At 56.1% G+C, this 16,958-nt stretch carries 24 protein-coding genes and 1 tRNA gene; 17 read left to right on the top strand and 8 right to left on the bottom strand.

Annotation, left to right across the window (positions count from 1 at the left end; genetic code table 11):
- The first annotated feature begins 39 nt into the window (after positions 1-39).
- Positions 40-450, top strand: coding sequence for a hypothetical protein (locus tag ACZ47H_RS06810; protein ID WP_464932940.1), 411 nt, complete (start codon positions 40-42; stop codon positions 448-450).
- A tRNA-Glu gene (locus ACZ47H_RS06805) sits at positions 441-518 on the top strand. The genes ACZ47H_RS06810 and ACZ47H_RS06805 overlap by 10 nt, the downstream gene beginning before the upstream one ends.
- A 50-nt stretch (positions 519-568) precedes the next feature.
- Here the strand turns inward: ACZ47H_RS06805 and ACZ47H_RS06800 are convergent.
- Genes ACZ47H_RS06800 through ACZ47H_RS06790 form a run of 3 tightly spaced genes read right to left on the bottom strand, consistent with a single transcriptional unit; the run spans position 569 to position 4,587 of the window.
- Positions 569-1,633, bottom strand: a complete 1,065-nt coding sequence (locus ACZ47H_RS06800) for a phosphoesterase (protein WP_464932939.1) — start codon at positions 1,631-1,633, stop codon at positions 569-571.
- Positions 1,634-1,684: 51 nt separating this feature from the next.
- Positions 1,685-4,387, bottom strand: a complete 2,703-nt coding sequence (locus ACZ47H_RS06795; protein WP_464932938.1) for a DEAD/DEAH box helicase — start codon at positions 4,385-4,387, stop codon at positions 1,685-1,687.
- Positions 4,357-4,587, bottom strand: coding sequence for a DEAD/DEAH box helicase (locus tag ACZ47H_RS06790; RefSeq protein ID WP_464932937.1), 231 nt, complete (start codon positions 4,585-4,587; stop codon positions 4,357-4,359). The genes ACZ47H_RS06795 and ACZ47H_RS06790 overlap by 31 nt, the downstream gene beginning before the upstream one ends.
- A gap of 103 nt (positions 4,588-4,690) precedes the next feature.
- On the opposite strand from ACZ47H_RS06790, the gene ACZ47H_RS06785 reads away from it, so the two are divergent.
- Positions 4,691-6,001: a hypothetical protein gene (locus ACZ47H_RS06785; protein WP_464932936.1), complete on the top strand. Its 1,311-nt coding sequence runs from the start codon at positions 4,691-4,693 to the stop codon at positions 5,999-6,001.
- 37 nt (positions 6,002-6,038) lie between these two features.
- Positions 6,039-6,341 (top strand): hypothetical protein, encoded by a 303-nt coding sequence (locus ACZ47H_RS06780; protein ID WP_464932935.1) that lies wholly within the window; start codon positions 6,039-6,041, stop codon positions 6,339-6,341.
- On the opposite strand, the gene ACZ47H_RS06775 is transcribed toward ACZ47H_RS06780, so the two are convergent.
- Positions 6,338-6,736 (bottom strand): hypothetical protein, encoded by a 399-nt coding sequence (locus ACZ47H_RS06775; protein ID WP_464932934.1) that lies wholly within the window; start codon positions 6,734-6,736, stop codon positions 6,338-6,340. The genes ACZ47H_RS06780 and ACZ47H_RS06775 overlap by 4 nt on opposite strands.
- Before the next feature lie 71 nt (positions 6,737-6,807).
- Between ACZ47H_RS06775 and ACZ47H_RS06770 the strand changes: the two genes are divergently transcribed.
- A complete protein-coding gene (locus tag ACZ47H_RS06770) occupies positions 6,808-7,563 on the top strand; it encodes a DNA polymerase sliding clamp (RefSeq protein ID WP_464932932.1) in 756 nt (251 codons plus the stop codon).
- Here ACZ47H_RS06770 and ACZ47H_RS06765 read toward each other — a convergent pair.
- From ACZ47H_RS06765 to ACZ47H_RS06750, 4 genes are all read right to left on the bottom strand, one after another.
- On the bottom strand, positions 7,535-7,831 hold the full coding sequence (locus tag ACZ47H_RS06765; RefSeq protein ID WP_464932931.1) for a hypothetical protein: 297 nt from the start codon (positions 7,829-7,831) through the stop codon (positions 7,535-7,537). The two genes, ACZ47H_RS06770 and ACZ47H_RS06765, sit on opposite strands and share 29 nt — an antisense overlap.
- A 129-nt stretch (positions 7,832-7,960) precedes the next feature.
- The gene (locus ACZ47H_RS06760; protein WP_464932929.1) at positions 7,961-8,716 is read right to left on the bottom strand and encodes a DUF72 domain-containing protein; all 756 of its coding nucleotides are present in this window, start codon (positions 8,714-8,716) and stop codon (positions 7,961-7,963) included.
- Positions 8,709-9,404, bottom strand: coding sequence for an MBL fold metallo-hydrolase (locus ACZ47H_RS06755; RefSeq protein WP_464932928.1), 696 nt, complete (start codon positions 9,402-9,404; stop codon positions 8,709-8,711). Before ACZ47H_RS06755 ends, ACZ47H_RS06760 begins: the two co-directional genes overlap by 8 nt.
- Positions 9,405-9,427: 23 nt before the next feature.
- Positions 9,428-9,844 carry an AbrB/MazE/SpoVT family DNA-binding domain-containing protein gene (locus tag ACZ47H_RS06750; RefSeq protein WP_464932927.1) on the bottom strand — a complete coding sequence of 139 codons (417 nt, stop codon included), beginning with the start codon at positions 9,842-9,844 and terminating at the stop codon, positions 9,428-9,430.
- Positions 9,845-9,966: 122 nt separating this feature from the next.
- On the opposite strand from ACZ47H_RS06750, the gene ACZ47H_RS06745 reads away from it, so the two are divergent.
- From ACZ47H_RS06745 to ACZ47H_RS06690, 12 genes are all read left to right on the top strand, one after another.
- The gene (locus tag ACZ47H_RS06745; protein WP_464932926.1) at positions 9,967-10,212 is read left to right on the top strand and encodes a hypothetical protein; all 246 of its coding nucleotides are present in this window, start codon (positions 9,967-9,969) and stop codon (positions 10,210-10,212) included.
- 7 nt (positions 10,213-10,219) lie between these two features.
- The gene (cas4, locus tag ACZ47H_RS06740) at positions 10,220-10,882 is read left to right on the top strand and encodes a CRISPR-associated protein Cas4 (protein ID WP_464932924.1); all 663 of its coding nucleotides are present in this window, start codon (positions 10,220-10,222) and stop codon (positions 10,880-10,882) included.
- 62 nt (positions 10,883-10,944) lie between these two features.
- A complete protein-coding gene (locus tag ACZ47H_RS06735; protein ID WP_464932923.1) occupies positions 10,945-11,883 on the top strand; it encodes an AAA family ATPase in 939 nt (312 codons plus the stop codon).
- Positions 11,880-13,880 (top strand): VWA domain-containing protein, encoded by a 2,001-nt coding sequence (locus ACZ47H_RS06730; protein ID WP_464932921.1) that lies wholly within the window; start codon positions 11,880-11,882, stop codon positions 13,878-13,880. The genes ACZ47H_RS06735 and ACZ47H_RS06730 overlap by 4 nt, the downstream gene beginning before the upstream one ends.
- 134 nt (positions 13,881-14,014) lie before the next feature.
- Entirely contained in the window at positions 14,015-14,458 is a 444-nt protein-coding gene (locus tag ACZ47H_RS06725) for a 30S ribosomal protein S19 (RefSeq protein ID WP_464932920.1), read from the top strand.
- 14 nt (positions 14,459-14,472) lie between these two features.
- Positions 14,473-14,946, top strand: coding sequence for a 50S ribosomal protein L22 (rplV, locus tag ACZ47H_RS06720; protein ID WP_464932919.1), 474 nt, complete (start codon positions 14,473-14,475; stop codon positions 14,944-14,946).
- Positions 14,947-14,948: 2 nt separating this feature from the next.
- Positions 14,949-15,656 carry a 30S ribosomal protein S3 gene (locus ACZ47H_RS06715; protein WP_464932918.1) on the top strand — a complete coding sequence of 236 codons (708 nt, stop codon included), beginning with the start codon at positions 14,949-14,951 and terminating at the stop codon, positions 15,654-15,656.
- Complete coding sequence (rpmC, locus tag ACZ47H_RS06710) at positions 15,643-15,843, top strand: 50S ribosomal protein L29 (RefSeq protein WP_464932917.1); 201 nt, start codon at positions 15,643-15,645, stop codon at positions 15,841-15,843. The genes ACZ47H_RS06715 and rpmC overlap by 14 nt, the downstream gene beginning before the upstream one ends.
- An 18-nt stretch (positions 15,844-15,861) precedes the next feature.
- Complete coding sequence (locus ACZ47H_RS06705; protein WP_464932915.1) at positions 15,862-15,999, top strand: ribonuclease P protein subunit; 138 nt, start codon at positions 15,862-15,864, stop codon at positions 15,997-15,999.
- The gene (locus ACZ47H_RS06700; RefSeq protein WP_464932913.1) at positions 15,965-16,144 is read left to right on the top strand and encodes a ribonuclease P protein subunit; all 180 of its coding nucleotides are present in this window, start codon (positions 15,965-15,967) and stop codon (positions 16,142-16,144) included. Before ACZ47H_RS06705 ends, ACZ47H_RS06700 begins: the two co-directional genes overlap by 35 nt.
- Positions 16,145-16,152: 8 nt before the next feature.
- Positions 16,153-16,497: a 30S ribosomal protein S17 gene (locus ACZ47H_RS06695; RefSeq protein ID WP_464932912.1), complete on the top strand. Its 345-nt coding sequence runs from the start codon at positions 16,153-16,155 to the stop codon at positions 16,495-16,497.
- Between the two features lie 40 nt (positions 16,498-16,537).
- The gene (locus ACZ47H_RS06690; protein WP_464932911.1) at positions 16,538-16,957 is read left to right on the top strand and encodes a 50S ribosomal protein L14; all 420 of its coding nucleotides are present in this window, start codon (positions 16,538-16,540) and stop codon (positions 16,955-16,957) included.
- Position 16,958 lies beyond the last annotated feature (1 nt).

Genomic DNA, 16,958 nt, shown 5'->3' with positions numbered 1-16,958 from the left:
ATTGGTAGCAGGGATACTCGGCTAGCCTGGTAGGGGAGGTTGGACGCGTACAAACAAGTATACATCGTGGTGTGCATATTCGCACTCCTAGTGGGAGCGACAATAGGATACGCTTCTGGCCCCCTCGGCGCAAGCGTGATGGTTGATATAGCTATACTATTCTATGCTCTCCTGCTCACCTCTGCACCCGAGATCAGGTGGGTCGCACTCTCCCTAGCCCTAGGAACCCACGCGGCAGCAGTGCTATCATACTACTCCAACCCGATCCCCCTGCCTCTAGCAGTACTTGAGAGGGGCTCCCACGGGTATACTCTAGACTTCGACCTGGTGCAGGCGGCTCTATACTATGAACTCATATTTGAGTATTGGAAGGCGAAGCGGGGAGAGAAAAGTCTAAAAAGCCCGACCGGTGACGCCAAGGATACTGGGCTCACAGAGGGGCCGCCGTAGTATAGCCCGGCCCAGTATGCGGGCCTCTCGAGCCCGTGACCCGGGTTCAAATCCCGGCGGCGGCACCATGCGCGGGTCTAGGGGTTGGGGGTACAGCACTCCTCAACCCCTACTCCTGTTAGAATGTGTTAAGGTACCTCGAGGACCTCTTCCGTATAAACTCTATAACAGCGCTCCTCAATGCCCTCTTGAGCTCTGCGACTGTAACAGAATCTTCGAGTCTTGCAACGGCTATGTTCCCGTGGCCTCCTGTGTCTACTACGATACCCTTACTGTAGAGGATCTCCATTAGGGGCATTGCCTCCCCTCTCCCCGACCTTATGATCAGGAGTCTGCTCCCATCATTCTTCTCGACGAGCAGGGCTACTGGCATGTTGATCATCTTATAGATAGCTGATGCTAGGGCCGAAGCACCCCTCTTCTTCCACTTATCCCTGGCGTCAACGAACTTGAGATAGCCCAGGTTAACAGCCGACATTGCCAGCTTGAGGGCGGTCTCCTTAGTCTCTTTATCAGCCTGTTCGGAAAGCTCGACGCCAGCCTCTACCAGGTTAACCTTCTCCTCCACTCTCAGCTTGATGCCCGGGTCCTCGAAGGGGAGGGGGTTAGCGATCCACCGCACGTATTTCGTCCAGGCCTCCCTGTTCCTTGTCTGGTTTAGCATCTTAGATATAGAGGCGGCCAGCGTGACGATCTTCTCCCTAGCCTCTTCTCCACTCCGCCTTCTCCCACCCTCGAGCACAGCCACCGCTGCAACGAAGTCCTTCATCCTCTGAGTGAACTTGACCCCAAGCCCTTCGAGGAACCTCTTAATTATAACCGCGGAGGAGGACTTCCCCACTACTCCGAAGACACCGTATTTCTCCTCGAGCTCCGCCATCTTGCTGAGGGTTGAGCCGTGGTGGTCGAAGTAGTATATCTTGGACCCGCACCTCTCCCTCAGGCTGGATATAACAGTTTCAACCTCCGGGGTAAAGGGTATATCTACTATGACGACCCTCTCCCAGCACTTGTCTCCCACCTCCTCCACAATGCTTCTAGGGCCGGCGGGTATGAGGCATACCTTCTCTCTCCCCTCGACCGGGAATACACCCTTCTTCTCCTGGGCGTAGTAGATTAGAGCGGCACCAACAACCCCGTCAGCATCCCAATCCGCGATAACAGCGACTTTACAGTCTTCCATGCCCTAACACTCTCCTTGGATAAGTTTACCTTATAATCCAACCGAATATATCTAGTGCGGTTTAGGCCTGGATCCCAGCCTCTTCCTCACAACATCCCAATACTGCCTGTTAGCCGCGTACTCCTCCATAGCCTTTAGGAGCTGCTGGTAGAAGGCCCTCTCTCCCCTACTAACTAGGTCGGCGAGCAGCTTCTTAGCCCTAGCAGGCCCAACCCCATAGGACATTAAAGCCTCCACAACATAGCGTCCGAGCCCCTGGCCTGCATAGTTGAGGTAGATCATAGCTCTATCAACAACTTCCCTGGCAAGCTTCTTCTCCTCGCCCCTCAGCTTTACACCACTCCTATACTTCCGGTAGGCTTCAAGGAGCCTCTCACCGTACTCTGTGGCAGGGAGTGGGGCTATTGAGAGGGCTCCGCAGTAGGGGCACCTCGGCCTCCTCTCGATTTCAGATGCCTTCATCCTCCAGCTCTTCCCGCAGGATACGCAGACGAATACTACATCCCTTCTACCGATGCTCTTCTTGATAGACTCGACGATCTTATCCATGGCTATACTAGTCACCTTTACCGCCACGTCCCTCTTCACGTATGGATTGTCTAGGACCTCCCTCGAGAGGGGGGATGGATCCTTGAGCTCTACCACTTCGATCCTGCGCAAGCTGTCTAGATAGTTATTCAAGGCCTCGGCGTCAACCTTCTCCTGAAGGATCTCTCTTATAGTCTCGATCTCCACGACGCTCCCCCGGAGGTTCTCGGCGAGCCGCCTAGTGAAGTCGAGTGGGAGACGCTTGTCCGGGTCTATAACCCCCATCCTCTTCGCAACCCGGCTGAACCTTATCAGGTATGTCCGGGACCTCCTCACAGCGTCCTGGAGAAGGGCGAGCCTCTCAACCCTATCCATGCCCGCCGCTGTCTCTAGAGCCCTCCTCACAAGCTCTCCGGGGACCCCCGTGGGGGAGCGGAATACGATAGCGTAGGGGATGTAGTCGAACTCGACCCTGACATCCTTCTCGAGGAGCTTGGATACCAGGAGGGCTAGGGCTAGATTCCCCTTGCTACCCAGGCACGCGTGCAGTATGCTCATACCCCTAGTATACTCTATTACAGCGTTGAAGGGGTGGAGGAGCGGGCCACCGTATGCTTCAACCGTCTTTGAAATGATACCCCATATATCCTCAGCCCTCTTCTCGGGTATCTTCCTATGCTTGAGGGCCCTGATGCAGTCGCCTCTATCATACTGGCAGAGCGAGATTATAGAGCAGGCCTCGCTGGCAACCTTATAGCTTACAGGTATAATCTCCCCCTCCCAAGAGGGGATTAGGGCGTCCTCTACAAGCAAGGGTACTGCTTCAATCCTCCCCTTCTCATAGTCTATCGAGACAGCCTCCCACACTCTTCCTCCTAGCACGAACCTGAACCTGCCAGTATCCTCGGCTTTGAGGAGGCTCGACTCTATGAACTTCTCGCTGACCTCACCCACCCTTGAACCCGTCGCTATATCGTATACGGCGTAGGAGCTCTCATCGGGGATCATGGAAACCCTGTAGAAGTAGGTGAGGGTCCTCCTACCCATCCTCGCAGCCCCTATCCCGGGATCATACCTTAACACTCCAACCGAGTCTAGATGATCCAGTATCGCCTCCACTTCATCCCTTGAGAGGCCCGCGAGGGACCCGCTCCTCGAGAACGTATCGTATAGCTCATCCACTGTAAGGTTCCGGGACTCGATCACCATGCCCGCGGCCTGATGTGCTGCTACATCATAGGAGTTCCTCGGCAGCTTCAAGTCCTCGAGGTTCCCCCTCTCAGTCCTAACAGCGATGATCCCCGACTCCAGCGTCTCGTAGAGGTTCGAGGATGTCACTATTACTCCGAGGCTAACCTCTGTAATGCGGTGGCCTGCGCGGCCAGCTCTCTGAGTCATCGCTATAACCTGCCTGGGGGACATGAATTGGACCACCAGGTCTACTCTACCGATATCGATCCCCAGCTCCATGCTCGAGGTCGCTACTAGGGCTTTGATCTCTCCCTCCCTGAACTCCCTCTCAGCCTTCTCCCTAACCTTCCTCGATAGGCTTCCATGGTGCACCTCAACCCTATAATTCTTATTATTTGACTTGAAATAATTTATTATGTTGTTCGCCAGCTTCTCCGCTGTACTCCGGGTATTAGTGAATATCAGCACCGATCCCTTGGTCTCCTCGATTAATCCAGCGATCCTCGCAACAGCCTCCTCCCAGAAGCTCGAGTCATCTATGACCTCAACCCTTATACTGTACCTCTTAGACGAGTTATCCTCCACCCCGGCAACGTATCTTCCATAGGCCAGCATGACTGCTGCCTCTCTCATCGAGTTCTTAGAGAGAGTTGCTGAGAGGCCTATCCTCTGAATCCTCCTCCTCGAAAGCTTCTCCAGCCTCTCCAAGACGACTGATAGCTCTGCACCCCTCTTACTCTCGAGGAGCTCGTGGACCTCGTCAACTATAACCCATGATACGTTCTGGAACACCTTCTCCCTATTCTTTATTGAGAGGAGCAGGTTGAGGGACTCCGGCGTGGTCACTGCTATATGGGGAGGGTTCCTGAGGAACCTCCTCCTATCAGCCTGGGTCGTGTCCCCATGCCTTAGGAGGACCCGGAGGCCGAGCTCCTCCGCCAGCCTCGAGATCCTTATTGTTACATCGCGGTTCAGCGCCCTCAACGGAGTAATATAGAGAATCCTCACCCCTCCAGGGTCCCTCCCCTTATCCATCTCCTGGAGGAGCATTGACAGGACGGGAAGAGGGCTGCCTCCGTCTTCCCGCTCCCCGTAGGCGCTGATATGAGCACATGCCTACCACTGAGGACTACTGGTATAGCCGCCTCTTGGATTGGTAGCAGCCTCTTGTAGCCTAGCCTCTCAGCCGCCTCCCTCACCCTAGGGTGGAGTAGCTCAGCGTTCCTTCCCTCCATACAGTCACCTTCCACCGTGCGCGAGTTCTAGAGGAGGCCCTGTTTGAGGCTCATATACTATTATCCGTAATCAGCTCTTGGGTCCGTAGATGGATGGCCAGGCATGGCTAGGAGGGCGGAGCGCGCCTGCAGCCAGAGGCTTAAACCTGTAACGATAATTATAATAATATTACTAGTAAAATACCTCTCGACCGCCACGAGCACTCCGGGCAGAGCAAGCCTGCCGGGGGCTATCGAGTCCGCCCTACTAGACCTGGCAGGAGCAGCCATATCCATGGCAGTCGGCGTGTACACGAAGAGTATACTCTCCGGCGCCTTATCCTTCCTATTCCTAGTACCCAGAAGGGAGGGACTCCTAGCCTATGAATGGTACGCCCTAGCAGGCCTCACACTGCTAGGGCTAGCAGGCTACTCTTACATCAGGGGAGCCCACGACAGCGCCCTAGAGGTCCTAGCATTCCCATCCAAGCCCAAGCTAACACCCATACTAGCCTCAATAACGGCAGGGTACATCCTCTGGACTGTAAACGTAGAGTTTACAAGAGAACCCATGTACTGGGCGTACCTCCTCCTAGGAGGAGTGTTGTTATCGAAAACAGCACCCACGCTCCCAGAGGCGCTAGCAGGCTCTCTAACCGCATCACTAGGAAGCCTGGGAGCCCTAGCAGTATCACTATACGCCTCCTACGCACCCCTCCCACCCCTTGAATGCCCGGGAGCCACGGTTGGGAGGCTTGTAGGCTACGAGGCGGAGACCAGCACCACCAGGAGCGTAGCCGGCGGGGGGAGAAGGTGGAGGACAGCGACAATAGCATGCTCGAGGGGGAGAGGAGTCGTTAGGATAGGGGACAAGCCCATAGTATGGGTGTACTCACGAACCCCACTAGGGCTGGCGAGGAGGATCGCTGAAGCCCTAGCCCTCAACAACTCGAGAATCATAATCTTGGACCTCGACTCGCCGGGAGAGGAGGATACTGGTAGGATAACAGAGTTACTAGGCTCGAAAAGCCCCATTGTAGAGGCACGACTCGGTAGCCTAGGAGAGCCCGTTATGGAGGGGGTGCTAGCGGTCCTCCCAGAGCTTGTCCAGGAGGGAGACCTCGTAGTCCTAGCATCCTGCAGGCATGATCCCGAGAGCCTCACAAAGTATATTGGGGAGCTCTCTAGGAGAGCCGTGGTGGTGGCAGGCTTCTGCAGGATAAGCGGCAACAAGCTATCCCCCCTGGAGGGCGAGGATGGCTCCGCTATAGTCCTTGGGGACCTGGGAGACCCCCTCGAGGCCTCAACAGTCCTCTCCAGGCTCTTCGGGGAGAACTGGAGAAGACTCTACCGTATAATCCGGGGGGAGGCGAGATACGCTCTCATACACCAGTACTGTAACGGTGGCTGGGCCCTCGTCGAGCTATCTATTTAATGCTTCTATTCAAACCAGCACTAAGGGTGCAGTATTGGTGTCGGAGGAGGAGGCTATCGAGGAGATCGAAGTCCAGCCCTACAGTGTAGCCAGCCCGGACCTCCTCGAGACGATGCTCGACGTGACAGAGCTACTGGAGAAGGTGGCGAGGGGAGAACTCACCTTCAACGAGGCTAAAGCGATATACGCCGAATCCATCCTGCCGAAGCTGAATGAGATCGAGGAGAAGCGTGCCGCTAAGAAGACTAGAAAGAAGACTAAGAAAGCGAGCTCGTCTAGCAAAAAGACGGGATCATCTAGTAAGTCTAAGAAGAGAAAGAAGAGAAAGAAGGAGGGCTAGGCTATAGAGTACTCCTTCACCTCAACCTCATACCCCATCTCGTTAAGGGCCTCTACAATAACATCTAACGGGACCCTCCGGTCAAAGGATATCACTACTATCCTCTTGTTACCCTCCTTTACCAGCTTCACCTTATCAACTATCACCTTCCCCAGGATCATGTCGTTCATAGACTTCGACGGGACAAGGTAGTCCTTGAACTTCTTCTTCTGGGTCTCGTAGAAGGCGTCGAAATTCCTCATTATCCTATAAGCTTCGTTCACATCGCCTGACTCGAAGCCCAGCTTCTTAGTTACAATGGCTAGGAGCCTCTCAGCCTCCTCAAGCGGGAGCTCTACGTTCTTATACTTGCCGGAGTCAACCTCGACTACGATCTTCCCAGTCAAACCCAACACCACGAGTAATGGGAGGCAATGCCGGGTTTATTACTCTAAAAGAGACACTAGATACAGGAGGGGACGAGAGTATGGCTGTAAGGGTTGAGCATCCTGCTCCCACGAAGTTCAAGTACATAACCCAGACGCTCGCGAAGATCAATGATGAAGGAGACCTGATATTCACCCTGGAAGGCTTGAAAGCATACCTCATGAGCCCGGATAAGACAAGCCTCGCAGTCCTCACCGCCCCCACCACAGCATTCGACGAGTACACCGTTGACGAGGAGATCGTGTTTAGGGTCCCGACGGATGAGCTGAACAAGATAGTGAAGAGAGCTACTAGGAACGACTCCCTCATATTCGAATACGAGCCGGGCAGCGATATGCTCAAGATCCTCCTAGAAGATAGGAAGACGGGTATATCGAGGACCTTCTACCTACCCGCAGTGGTGTTGGAGAGCAGGGAGATCAAGGAGCCCAGGATGGAGGGGAAGGCAAGGTTCACCCTAATGGCCGATGACTTCAAGAACATGATACAGGACGCCAAGGTCGTTGGAGATGTTCTAGAGCTGAAGGCAACCATGGAGGAGGTGAGGATCCTATCCTCTAGCGAGGAGAAGGAGTACGAGTGGATCATGAAGGACGGGGACCCCCTACTAAGCCTAACAGTCACAGAAGACTCCGCTTCAACCTACACATTGAACAGCCTCCAAGCCCTCACCAAGCCGACCGGCGCCGCTGAAAGCGTGACTGTGGAGTTCGAATCAAACTACCCGTTAAAGGCAACCTTCACATTCCCGAACGGAGAGAAGCTAGTCATCTACGTCGCCCCCGCCCTCGGCTAGAGGAGCTCCTCCCCCGCCCTGACTGCCGGAGCCTAGAGTCGAGCGAGGATATGAGCCTATCAGCCTCATTCCAAGCCCTACCACCCGCACTGCGAGCGGCGAGCCTCGCCAGCCTAGACTGGCATGAGAACCCTCTCATGCCAGTTAAGGCTATGATACAGTAGGGGCAGACCCGCACCCTCCGACCGTTAAACAAGCACTCATAAACAACAGTCTTCCTCCCGCAGAAATCACACCGGTACCATCCTAGGGTGTTCCTCGAAGCCACAACCCATCACCCGCGACGCCGTCATTCCTCACCGCGGTCTACCAAGCGGGCCCGGGAATACTGGTGTAGCCCGCCGCGATTCCCGCGGCTCCCGGGTCCGGCGTATACTTGATCCCTCCCCTCCGGGATTTATTTAGGGTTGCCCCCGGATAACAGCTGCTTGAACCTTACAGCATCATAGTAGGAGTATATGTTGTTGAACATCACGTATGCAGTACTCCAGGGTCCCCCTAAAACCACCTGCCGCAGCCTCTCGAGGTCGGAATCAGTGTATCTATACTTGTAGTTAACCTCTCCGCCCCCGAGCCCGTGTAGCCTAGCATAGAGGAGATCCTGCCCCTCCGGGGGGAGCCTACCCCTAAGGACGTCGCCAGCTATCACAAGCCCATAGTCCCTGGATAAGGCCTCTAGTAAATCGGTCCTCCCCCACCACTCGCCCCGAGGCTCCCACGCTAGAAGATATCCCTCCGGCCAATACTTCTCTAGGAAGCCTCTAAGCCTATCCAGGTTCTCCCTAGTAGGCTTAAAGCTGGCAGGGGATTGGAGCACAATTATCCTAGCCCCCACCCTCCTGGCCGCCTTAACAGTCTCCTCCCAAGCCCACCTTACATACTCGTTATCCCTGAAGAAACCGTATGACTCTCTACCACCCGGGACCGGCGACTTTAGCCTCCTCCACAGGCGGGGATTATACTCGTGGGTTACCAGCATCCACGCTTTAACAGTGAACTCGAACCCCCCGGGAGCCTCCTCCCGGATCCTCTCGAGGAACCCCTCAACCCTGGGATCGTAGAAGGTCTGCTGGATCTCGACGGCGTCCAGGTCCCGGTATATGAGCCTCCTCGACTTAGAGAATCCACAAGTGCCGACCCTAACCCTACTCAATGCGCCGCGGCCCCTCCCTCTCCACCTGTTCAAGGAAGCTCTTAGCCGCCTTCCCCATATAGCACCTCACGCTATCACATATAATGTCGGGGTCCCTCTCCCTTATCTTCTCCAGCGACCTCCACCAGTCCTCCTCGCTAGAATCCCACCGTGGAGATATGCTCGCGAGAGAGTCCCCTATGAGGGCCAGCCTCTGATCATCATCGAGGAAAACCGACTGGCTCCCCGGGGTATGACCTGGCGTATGAACTACCTCCACCTCGAGATCCCCTACCGGGATCCGTGCTAGGTCCTCTCTCAGAACCAAGCCAACAGGCGTCCCGCGGAAGACTACCCCCACCTCCCTGGCGCCAGTCCTCACCGGGTCGCCAGACTCGATCCAATTGGAGTCTGGGGGTCTCGCCGCAATAGTAGCCTTCAACACCTCATGGGCCCACCAGTCGCCGCCGGCATTCATGACGTGGCCATGAGTATTGATTACCAGGCCCACCCTGAACCGGTCAGGGTATCCGAGGCCCGCGAGTCCAACAGCTAGCGCCTCAACCGACGCTCGGAGGCCGCTGCCGCTGTCAATCATAACCGCCTCTCCACCATCAATGATCAATGCTACAACCGAGTCTATAGGCGTGGCTAGGCCCGGGTAGAGGATAAGCCTCGAGCGCCTCGTAAGCCGGAATCCGAGCGACACCCTGGCACCCTTCAGTTAAGAGGCTAGACTGCCGACTCGAAACCCCTGATCCTCACAAGCGTTACTACGTCTAGCTCCTCGACCCTCCTCTTCAACTCCTCAATACCAAGGGAGGACCTCGACACGTCTATTATGAGCGTGCAGCTACCGCTCTCTCCCCTCGCTATCGACGCACACCTTGTAGCCACTATGTCAATGTTGAAGTCGGCTAGCTTCTTTGTTAGGGTGGCGAGGGCTCCAGGCTTATCGACGAGTTCGACCTCGAGCTCGTATATGTACTTGCTTGAGGCCGATATCGGTGAGACTATGATCTCTCGGCGGTCTAGATCGGCTAGGAGGACCACGGGCATACCCGGCTCTATATCGAGTGCCTCCCTCATAGTCTGCGGGATAGTTATCCTGCCCTTAGAGTCCACCTTGGCGAGAGACGTTAACCTCATGCCCACTATACCCCCACTACCATGCACTATCTGTTAATGTATTCGGGAGATTTAAAGGAGAATGTTCAAATGATCCAGACAGGATCCCCCTGCGGAGGCCCTTTGGAATGGGGTGTGGCGTGGTGAAGAGGCTCTACAGAATATACTATAACACCTTCGACGAGGAAGCCCATGCCAGGGTCAAGATGGAGCTGAGGGAGAAGTATGGAGCAGAGATAGTAGAGCACGAGTCAAGGCTCCACCCAGACTTCCGCTACATAGAACTCCTACTCGAGACGCCGGGATTGGAGGAGGAGATAAGGGACCTGGTGAGGGGGCTGATAGGCTCCATGTATGTTAAAGTTGACTGGATCGATACTACGAAGTGATCCAGGGATGCCCAGGGGCCCTAAGAGGATCGTGATCTACCCAAGCGAGATCCACGAGTACACCTACTGTCCACGCTACTACTTCTTCCACAAGCACCTGGGGAGGAGGATAACCCTCAGGGAGAGGCTGAGGCTCCTACTGGGAAGCCTCTTCCACCTAGCTAAGGGGCTCCCCGATAGGCTCCGGGGTAGGATCCTCGAGGACAGGATAGAAGTGCAGGTAAGCCCGAGGGTCTACCTCAGGGGGAGGCCCGACTCCTACGAGGTTAGGGGGGACGAGGTCCTCGTAATTGAGAGGAAGAGTGGTAGGGGGCCATCTAGGGGTGTATGGGTGAGCGACTCGGCACAGGCAAGCGCCTACGCCTTCATGCTCACCCGCCTCCTAGGCGCTAGGAACGCAGCGATAAGGATAGAGTACCTCCACAAGAGCAGGTCCTCGATGCTGGACGAGGATAAAGTCGCCATGCTGATCCGGCTCATAGATGACATCATCCTTGTCAGAGAACACGGGATCCTCCCCTATGCCAAGAGGAGTCCTGGACGGTGCAGCCGCTGCCCATTCCGCGACATCTGCTACCAGCTCGACCAGGGCCTAGAGGATCTGGGCGGCGACCTCTACGAGCCGGGAGACTGGCTTGAGGGAAAGAATGTAGACGAGACGTTCAAGTAGCAGCTAACCCGTAATTAGGACTGCCTGAGCCATTCCATCCCGCGGAGAGGGGCTAATCGAGAATGCAGGAGACGGGAGCTGTCGAGAGATTAGTCCACGAGATCTACGGTGAAGCGGTGAAGAGCGACCTGCCGGGGCCTGTGAGGGACCCTGCCAGGGCTGTAGAGCTTCTCGAGGAGAGGTATAAGCTGGTGGTGGATAAACGCATCGTCGCAGTCACATTCGCCGCCTTCATGGCTGCGAGGCCCGTGCTCTTCGAGGGACCCCCGGGGACTGGTAAGACCGAGATAGGCGAGGCCCTCCTAGAGCTGTGGAGTGGCAAGAAGCCATTCATACTACCCTGCAGCGAGAACTACGACGAGTACAAGGTGATCGGCGACTTCCACCCTATAATGGCGTTGAGGAAAGGCTTCAACGAGGAGAGCTTTATACCGCGGCCCCTCCTAGCAGCGATCATACTGGACACCGGCGTACTTGTAGACGAGATTAGGAGGAGCAACGAGGATTTCCAAAACCTCCTACTCGACATATCCGATAAGAGGAGGATTATAGTCCCCGAGCTGAAGAGAATGTTCAAGGCTACAGGATACGGGTTCCAGATAATATTCACCAGCAACCCAGAGGACATAGCCCAGAACGAGCTCAGCGACGCCTTCCTTAGGAGAGTGGTGAGGGTCGACTTCAACTACCCGCCCAGGGAGGTGGAGGCTAGGATCATAAGGGTGAGGACCCGGTCGAAGCCCAGGATACCCTCAACAATAACCAGCATGATCCTAGACACGATAAACGCGCTCCGGAAGACCGGGGTCCAGCACAAGCCCGGCACGGCTGAGGCAGTCCTCTGGGCAAGGATGGCGCAGGAGCTAGCCCGCCTCCGGGGCTCAGACATTGTCAGCGTGAATGATGTTGTGGAGACCAGTATGCCGGTCTTGGCGAAGAGGGTCGAGGACGAGGCCGAGATCAGGGAGGTGATCATGAGGAACTTCGGTGTAGAGCCTTGACCCTCACAGTAGAGGATGTAGCCAGCGTAGTCCTAGGCGTGGGTTGGAGGCTTAGGGAGGCGGGGAAGCAGGTCTCGACGGCGGAGCTAGTTAAGGCCGTGGAGCTCGCAGAGTCCTACAGGACGCTGACCGGCAGCCTCTCCAAGAGCGACCTAGCCCTAGTCCTTTCAGCCGCCTTCACCAGCGTGAGGGTCCCTCAAAGCATGCTGGAGGATCTCGTAGCCAAGGAGCTGGCCGGAAGGGGTGTAAGGGAGAGGGCGGAGAGGATATCCAGGGAGATAAGGGAGGCCGTCGAGGCCATAGGAGCTAGGCCCGGGGACAGGGTGTCGAGGAAGAGGATCGCACGCGGCAAGAATGGGAGGGAGAGAAGGAGGGCTCTAGCACACTACACGAAGCTCAAGAATATTGGAGCGATCCGGGGGAGGCCTGGAAGAGAGAGGATCCTCTCCCCCCACGAGATCGAGAAGCTGGCGTGGGAGCTTGCAAGGAGCGGCTATAGGAGCCTGGATCAGGCGTTGAGAGCACAGGCTAGGATGGGATGGGACGACCTACTAACAGCAGCAGAGGCTCGTGTCCGGCCAGACTCCAAACAGCTTGAGGGGATGAGTGAGAAGAGCCTCCTAGAGCTGGCTGAGGCGGCTAGGAGGAAGCATGACAGGCTCACGAGGAGCCTTGTGGCGGAGGAGCTTGCACGCCGCATAAATGCTGGCGTGAGGGTGAGCAGGCCCGACGAGGTAGCGGAGCTGCTCGAGGAGGCAGGGATCTTCACAGCAGGACTCCGGAGGAGGCTGGCCAGCAGCTCTAAACTCGACCCCTCAAAGCTTAGCCCAGAGGACGTCGTAGACCTCGCAACCAGCATGGGCCCGGAGGCCGGGGGAGAACTCGTTGCAAGGAGGGCCGACACCCTACCCCCAGAGGAGGCCCGGAGGATGCTGAGGAGCCTTGACCCCCGCCTCTACTGGGCGCTCGGGAAGAGCCTCGTAAAGAAGCTCAACGACCCGCTCCTCGAGGCTGCGGTTGAGGCTTCTAAGGCTCTAGTTGAGGCTCTACGATACGCTCGATCCATGGATGAAGCTAGAGCTGATATGGCGAAGCACTATATTGACAGGGCCCACGCCAAGCTAGAATCAGCGCTGGAGAAGGGTCCCTCGCGGGGAGAGCTCGTAGTCGACGAGTCGAGGGTGGCCTCGCTTATCAACGAGGCCTCCGCCATCATAATGCTGGCCTCATCGCTCAATGGTGCAGCGAACCCCGGCGTCCTCTATGAAGCCCTCAGGGGCCTCGACTACTACTCGAGGATAAGGCTGCTCCGCGACGCCTACAACTACTCTACCCCCGAGTGGAGGAGGCTCATACTAAGCGCTGCCGAGAGGATGCTAGACAGGCTGTCGGCGAGGGAGGGCCTCCGCCTCCTGCGGGAGGCTTATAGGAGTAAGATGCCCCCCGGCCGCGTTGATGTAAGGAGGAGCATCTATGAGAGCATAAGGTATTCTCCCAGGCCCATAGTCTATGCAAGGAGGAGGAGGACTGCGAGGCTAACCCTCGCCCTCGACGCCAGCAGCTCCATGATGGAGTACTCCACCTGGGCCCTTGCAGTCTCAAGCCTCTTCCCCAGGCACCTTCAGAGGCTCGTCGTATTCAGCCACTACACCAGGGTGTATGAGGGACCCTTCACTAGGAGGGAGTTTGCCAGAGCCCTCTTCGAGGCAGAGTTCAGGGGGTACACGAATATCTCCGCGGCCCTCCGAGACTCCACCGTCCCCGGCGTTAAGAAGATAGTGGTGGTAACCGACCTCTGGCAGACTGTTGACGATGAACCAGTCCACTCAACGGTTGCACGGCTAACAAGGAGCGGGAAGAGGATCGTATTCATAGTACCCAGGAGCCACGACGAGCAGGCTAGGAGGCTTGTGGAGGAGAACGGTGGCAGGGTAGTTCTCGCCACAAACCCGAGGAGGGCGGCCCAGCACCTCCTAAGGATCCTGCTGCGTGGATGAACGCTATTAGCAATCGGAGCCTATCCAGCGGTGCCGGTAAGGGGAATGGTATTAAAACTGGATAGCAACTCGTAAGGGGTCGGGGAGAAGACCTATAAAGCCAGTGGTGCCCGCGGTATTGGGGGGTTACAAGGGTGGCTAAGGACATAGAGTTCCCGCCAGAGTGGTCGAGGTTCAGGTACAGGGGTAAGAATCTAGAGGAGTTGCTGGAGACTCCGCTAGACGAGCTCGTAAAACTACTACCGGCCAGGCAGAGGAGGAGCCTCCTACGGGGCTTCACTCCCGCCCAGAAGAAGCTCCTCCTAAAGATACGTAAGCTGAGGCCTAAGGTGGTTGAGGCCTGGAAGAAGGGGAAGAGGCCTCCGGTGATAAAGACTCATGTAAGAGATATGATAATCCTTCCCGAGATGGTTGGCTACACGATCGCTGTCTATAATGGTAAGGAGTTCGTACCGGTAAGAATAGTCCCTGAGATGATAGGCCACTACCTGGGAGAGTTCAGCCACACCACGAAGATAGTCACGCATGGAGAGCCCGGCTTGAAGGCTACGAGGAGCAGCCTCCACATAGGTAAGTAGTAGGGGTGGAGCACATGCCTAGGTGGAAGTATAGCTTGAAGGTGAGGGATGAGAGCAAGATAGCCAAGGCCGTAATATGGGATGTACCCGTCCACCCGAAGGTCATGAGAGAGGTCGCTGCAGCGATAAAGGGGATGAGGGTAGACCAGGCTAAGAAGTACCTTAAGAGGGTGATCGAGAAGAAGGAGGCCGTCCCCTTCCGGAGGGCTCATGGGAAGCAGGCTCATAGGAGGGGCCTCGCCGACCGGTGGGGCTGGCCTATTGGGAGATACCCGGTTAAGGCCGCCAAGTACATGCTGAAGCTGCTTGACAATGTGGAGAATAATGCCGCCCAGAAGCAGCTGGATATCGAGAGACTCAAGATCATCCACGTCGCCGCCCATAAGGGGCTAGTCCTCAAGAGGTGGATGCCAAGAGCCTATGGGAGGGCGACCCCCAAGAACAGGATGCACAGCCATATAGAGATAATTGTCGAGGAGGTGGCTTAGGCGTGGTTACCCGGACTCACAGGATATTCCTTGAAAACGCCCTCATCCAGGCTCGTGTCGACGAGTACCTAGCCCAGAACTTCTACGAGGCAGGATACAGCGGGGTCATAGTTACACAGACGGGTCTGGGGACGAGGATACACATCTACGCTGAGAGGCCTGCTCTGATCATAGGAAGGAGGGGCTCCACTATTAAGAGGCTCCACAACATATTCAAGACGCTCTTCGGCTTCGAGAGCGTGCAGATAACTGTGAGCGAGCCCGAGAACCCCGAGCTAGACGCGAGGGTGCAGGCGTTCAGGATAGCCAGGAACATTGAGAGGGGATTCCACTTCAGGAGGGTAGCCTTCGCCGCCCTCCGGAGGATCATGTCCAACGGGGCTGTTGGAGTAGAGATAACCATAAGCGGTAAGCTCACCAGCGAGAGGGCTAGGTTCGAGAAGTACTCGGCCGGCAAGGTTTACAAGTCAGGGCACAACGTCGACACTCTAGTCGACAGGGCAGTCGCCCACGCCAAGCTACCCAAGGGAGTCATTGGAGTAAAGGTAGTTATAGCCAAGCCCGGGAAGCCCGCGGACTATATTAGGATAAAGGATGAGGACGAGGTAAGGGACCTCCTAGCCCAGCTTAGGGGAGGAGAAGAGGAGGGAGAGCTGCCCTCAGAGCTAGAAGAACTGATCGAGGAGGTGGAGGAAGGTGGCGAAGCATAAGGTCCCAGCAAGAGAGCTCCGAGAGAAGAGCAGGGAGGAGCTGGAGGAGCTCCTCAAAGAGTTTAGGACAGAGCTGATAGTACTGAGGCACAAGGCCGCTGTAGGGGTGCTAGAGAACCCCGGCAGGCTGAGGGAGCTGAAGCGCAACATAGCCAGGATACTAACAATCCTCAGGGAGAAGCAGTAGGTCTAAGGGTCCCAATCCTTGAAGAGGAATCCCAGAAACATTATTTTCCACGAGCTTATAGGTTTAAACGTTGAAGTAGTAAACCACCCCGACCCCAGCCTCATCGGGGTTAAGGGGAGGATTGTTCTGGGAGACCCGCAACACCATCCACGTTGACACGGGTGAGAAGGTCCTGGTAATACTTAAATCCGGAGCACTATTCAGATTAAGCTTACCAGACGGGAAAACCACGCTGGTGAGGGGAGACCATATATTGGCTTCCCCTCCAGATAGGGCACGGAGGATAGTAAGGGGGAGGTAGGAGAAGGAATGCCTGCACCCAAGCCTGTAAAGGCGCTGAAGATACCCGGAGTAGTGCCGCCCGAGAAGGAGTGCAACGACCCCAACTGCCCATGGCATGGGAGCTTAAGGGTAAGGGGCATACTCCTGGAGGGCACAGTAGTCAAGGTTAGGGCTAAGAGGATGGCTGTAATAAGGCACGAGTACCTATACTATGATCCAAAGTACAAGAGATACGCTAGGAGGAGCAAGAAGATCCACGCCCACCTACCAGACTGCATAACGGTTGAACCCGGAGACAAGGTGGTAATAGGCGAGACAAGGCCGCTGTCGAAAACCGTCAAATTCGTAGTGCTAGGGAAGAAGTCCGGTTAAAACCCCCGTCATACCCGTGTTGATTGGAGGGAGGTAGAAAGTGGCCAAGAAGAAGTACGGGGCAGTGCTCTCGAGGACAGGAGTAAACGCAGGACTCCAGGTTGGAAGCTATGTGGAAGTAGCAGATAACAGTGGAGCAAGGGAAGTAATGATCATAAACGTTCCCGGCATCAAGACTAGGGTGAGGAGGCTCCCCTTCGCCGGGGTCGGGGACCTCGTGGTGGTTACTGTCAAGAAGGGGACCCCTCAGATGAGGAGGCAGGTAACCTACGCCGTAGTCGTCAGGCAGCGCCGCCCGTTCCGGAGGCCCGACGGCACCTGGGTGTCGTTCGAGGACAACGCTGTAGTCATCGTGTCACAGGACGGGACCCCTAGAGGAAGCGAGATAAGGGGTCCAGTAGCCAAGGAGGCAGCAGTTAGGTGGCCCAGGATAGCCAAGCTGGCCACAATAATCATATAGG

This window comes from Thermodiscus maritimus (assembly GCF_055382595.1).
Note: the sequence above shows the minus strand (reverse complement) of the source record. Positions and strands in the feature narration are given on the sequence as shown.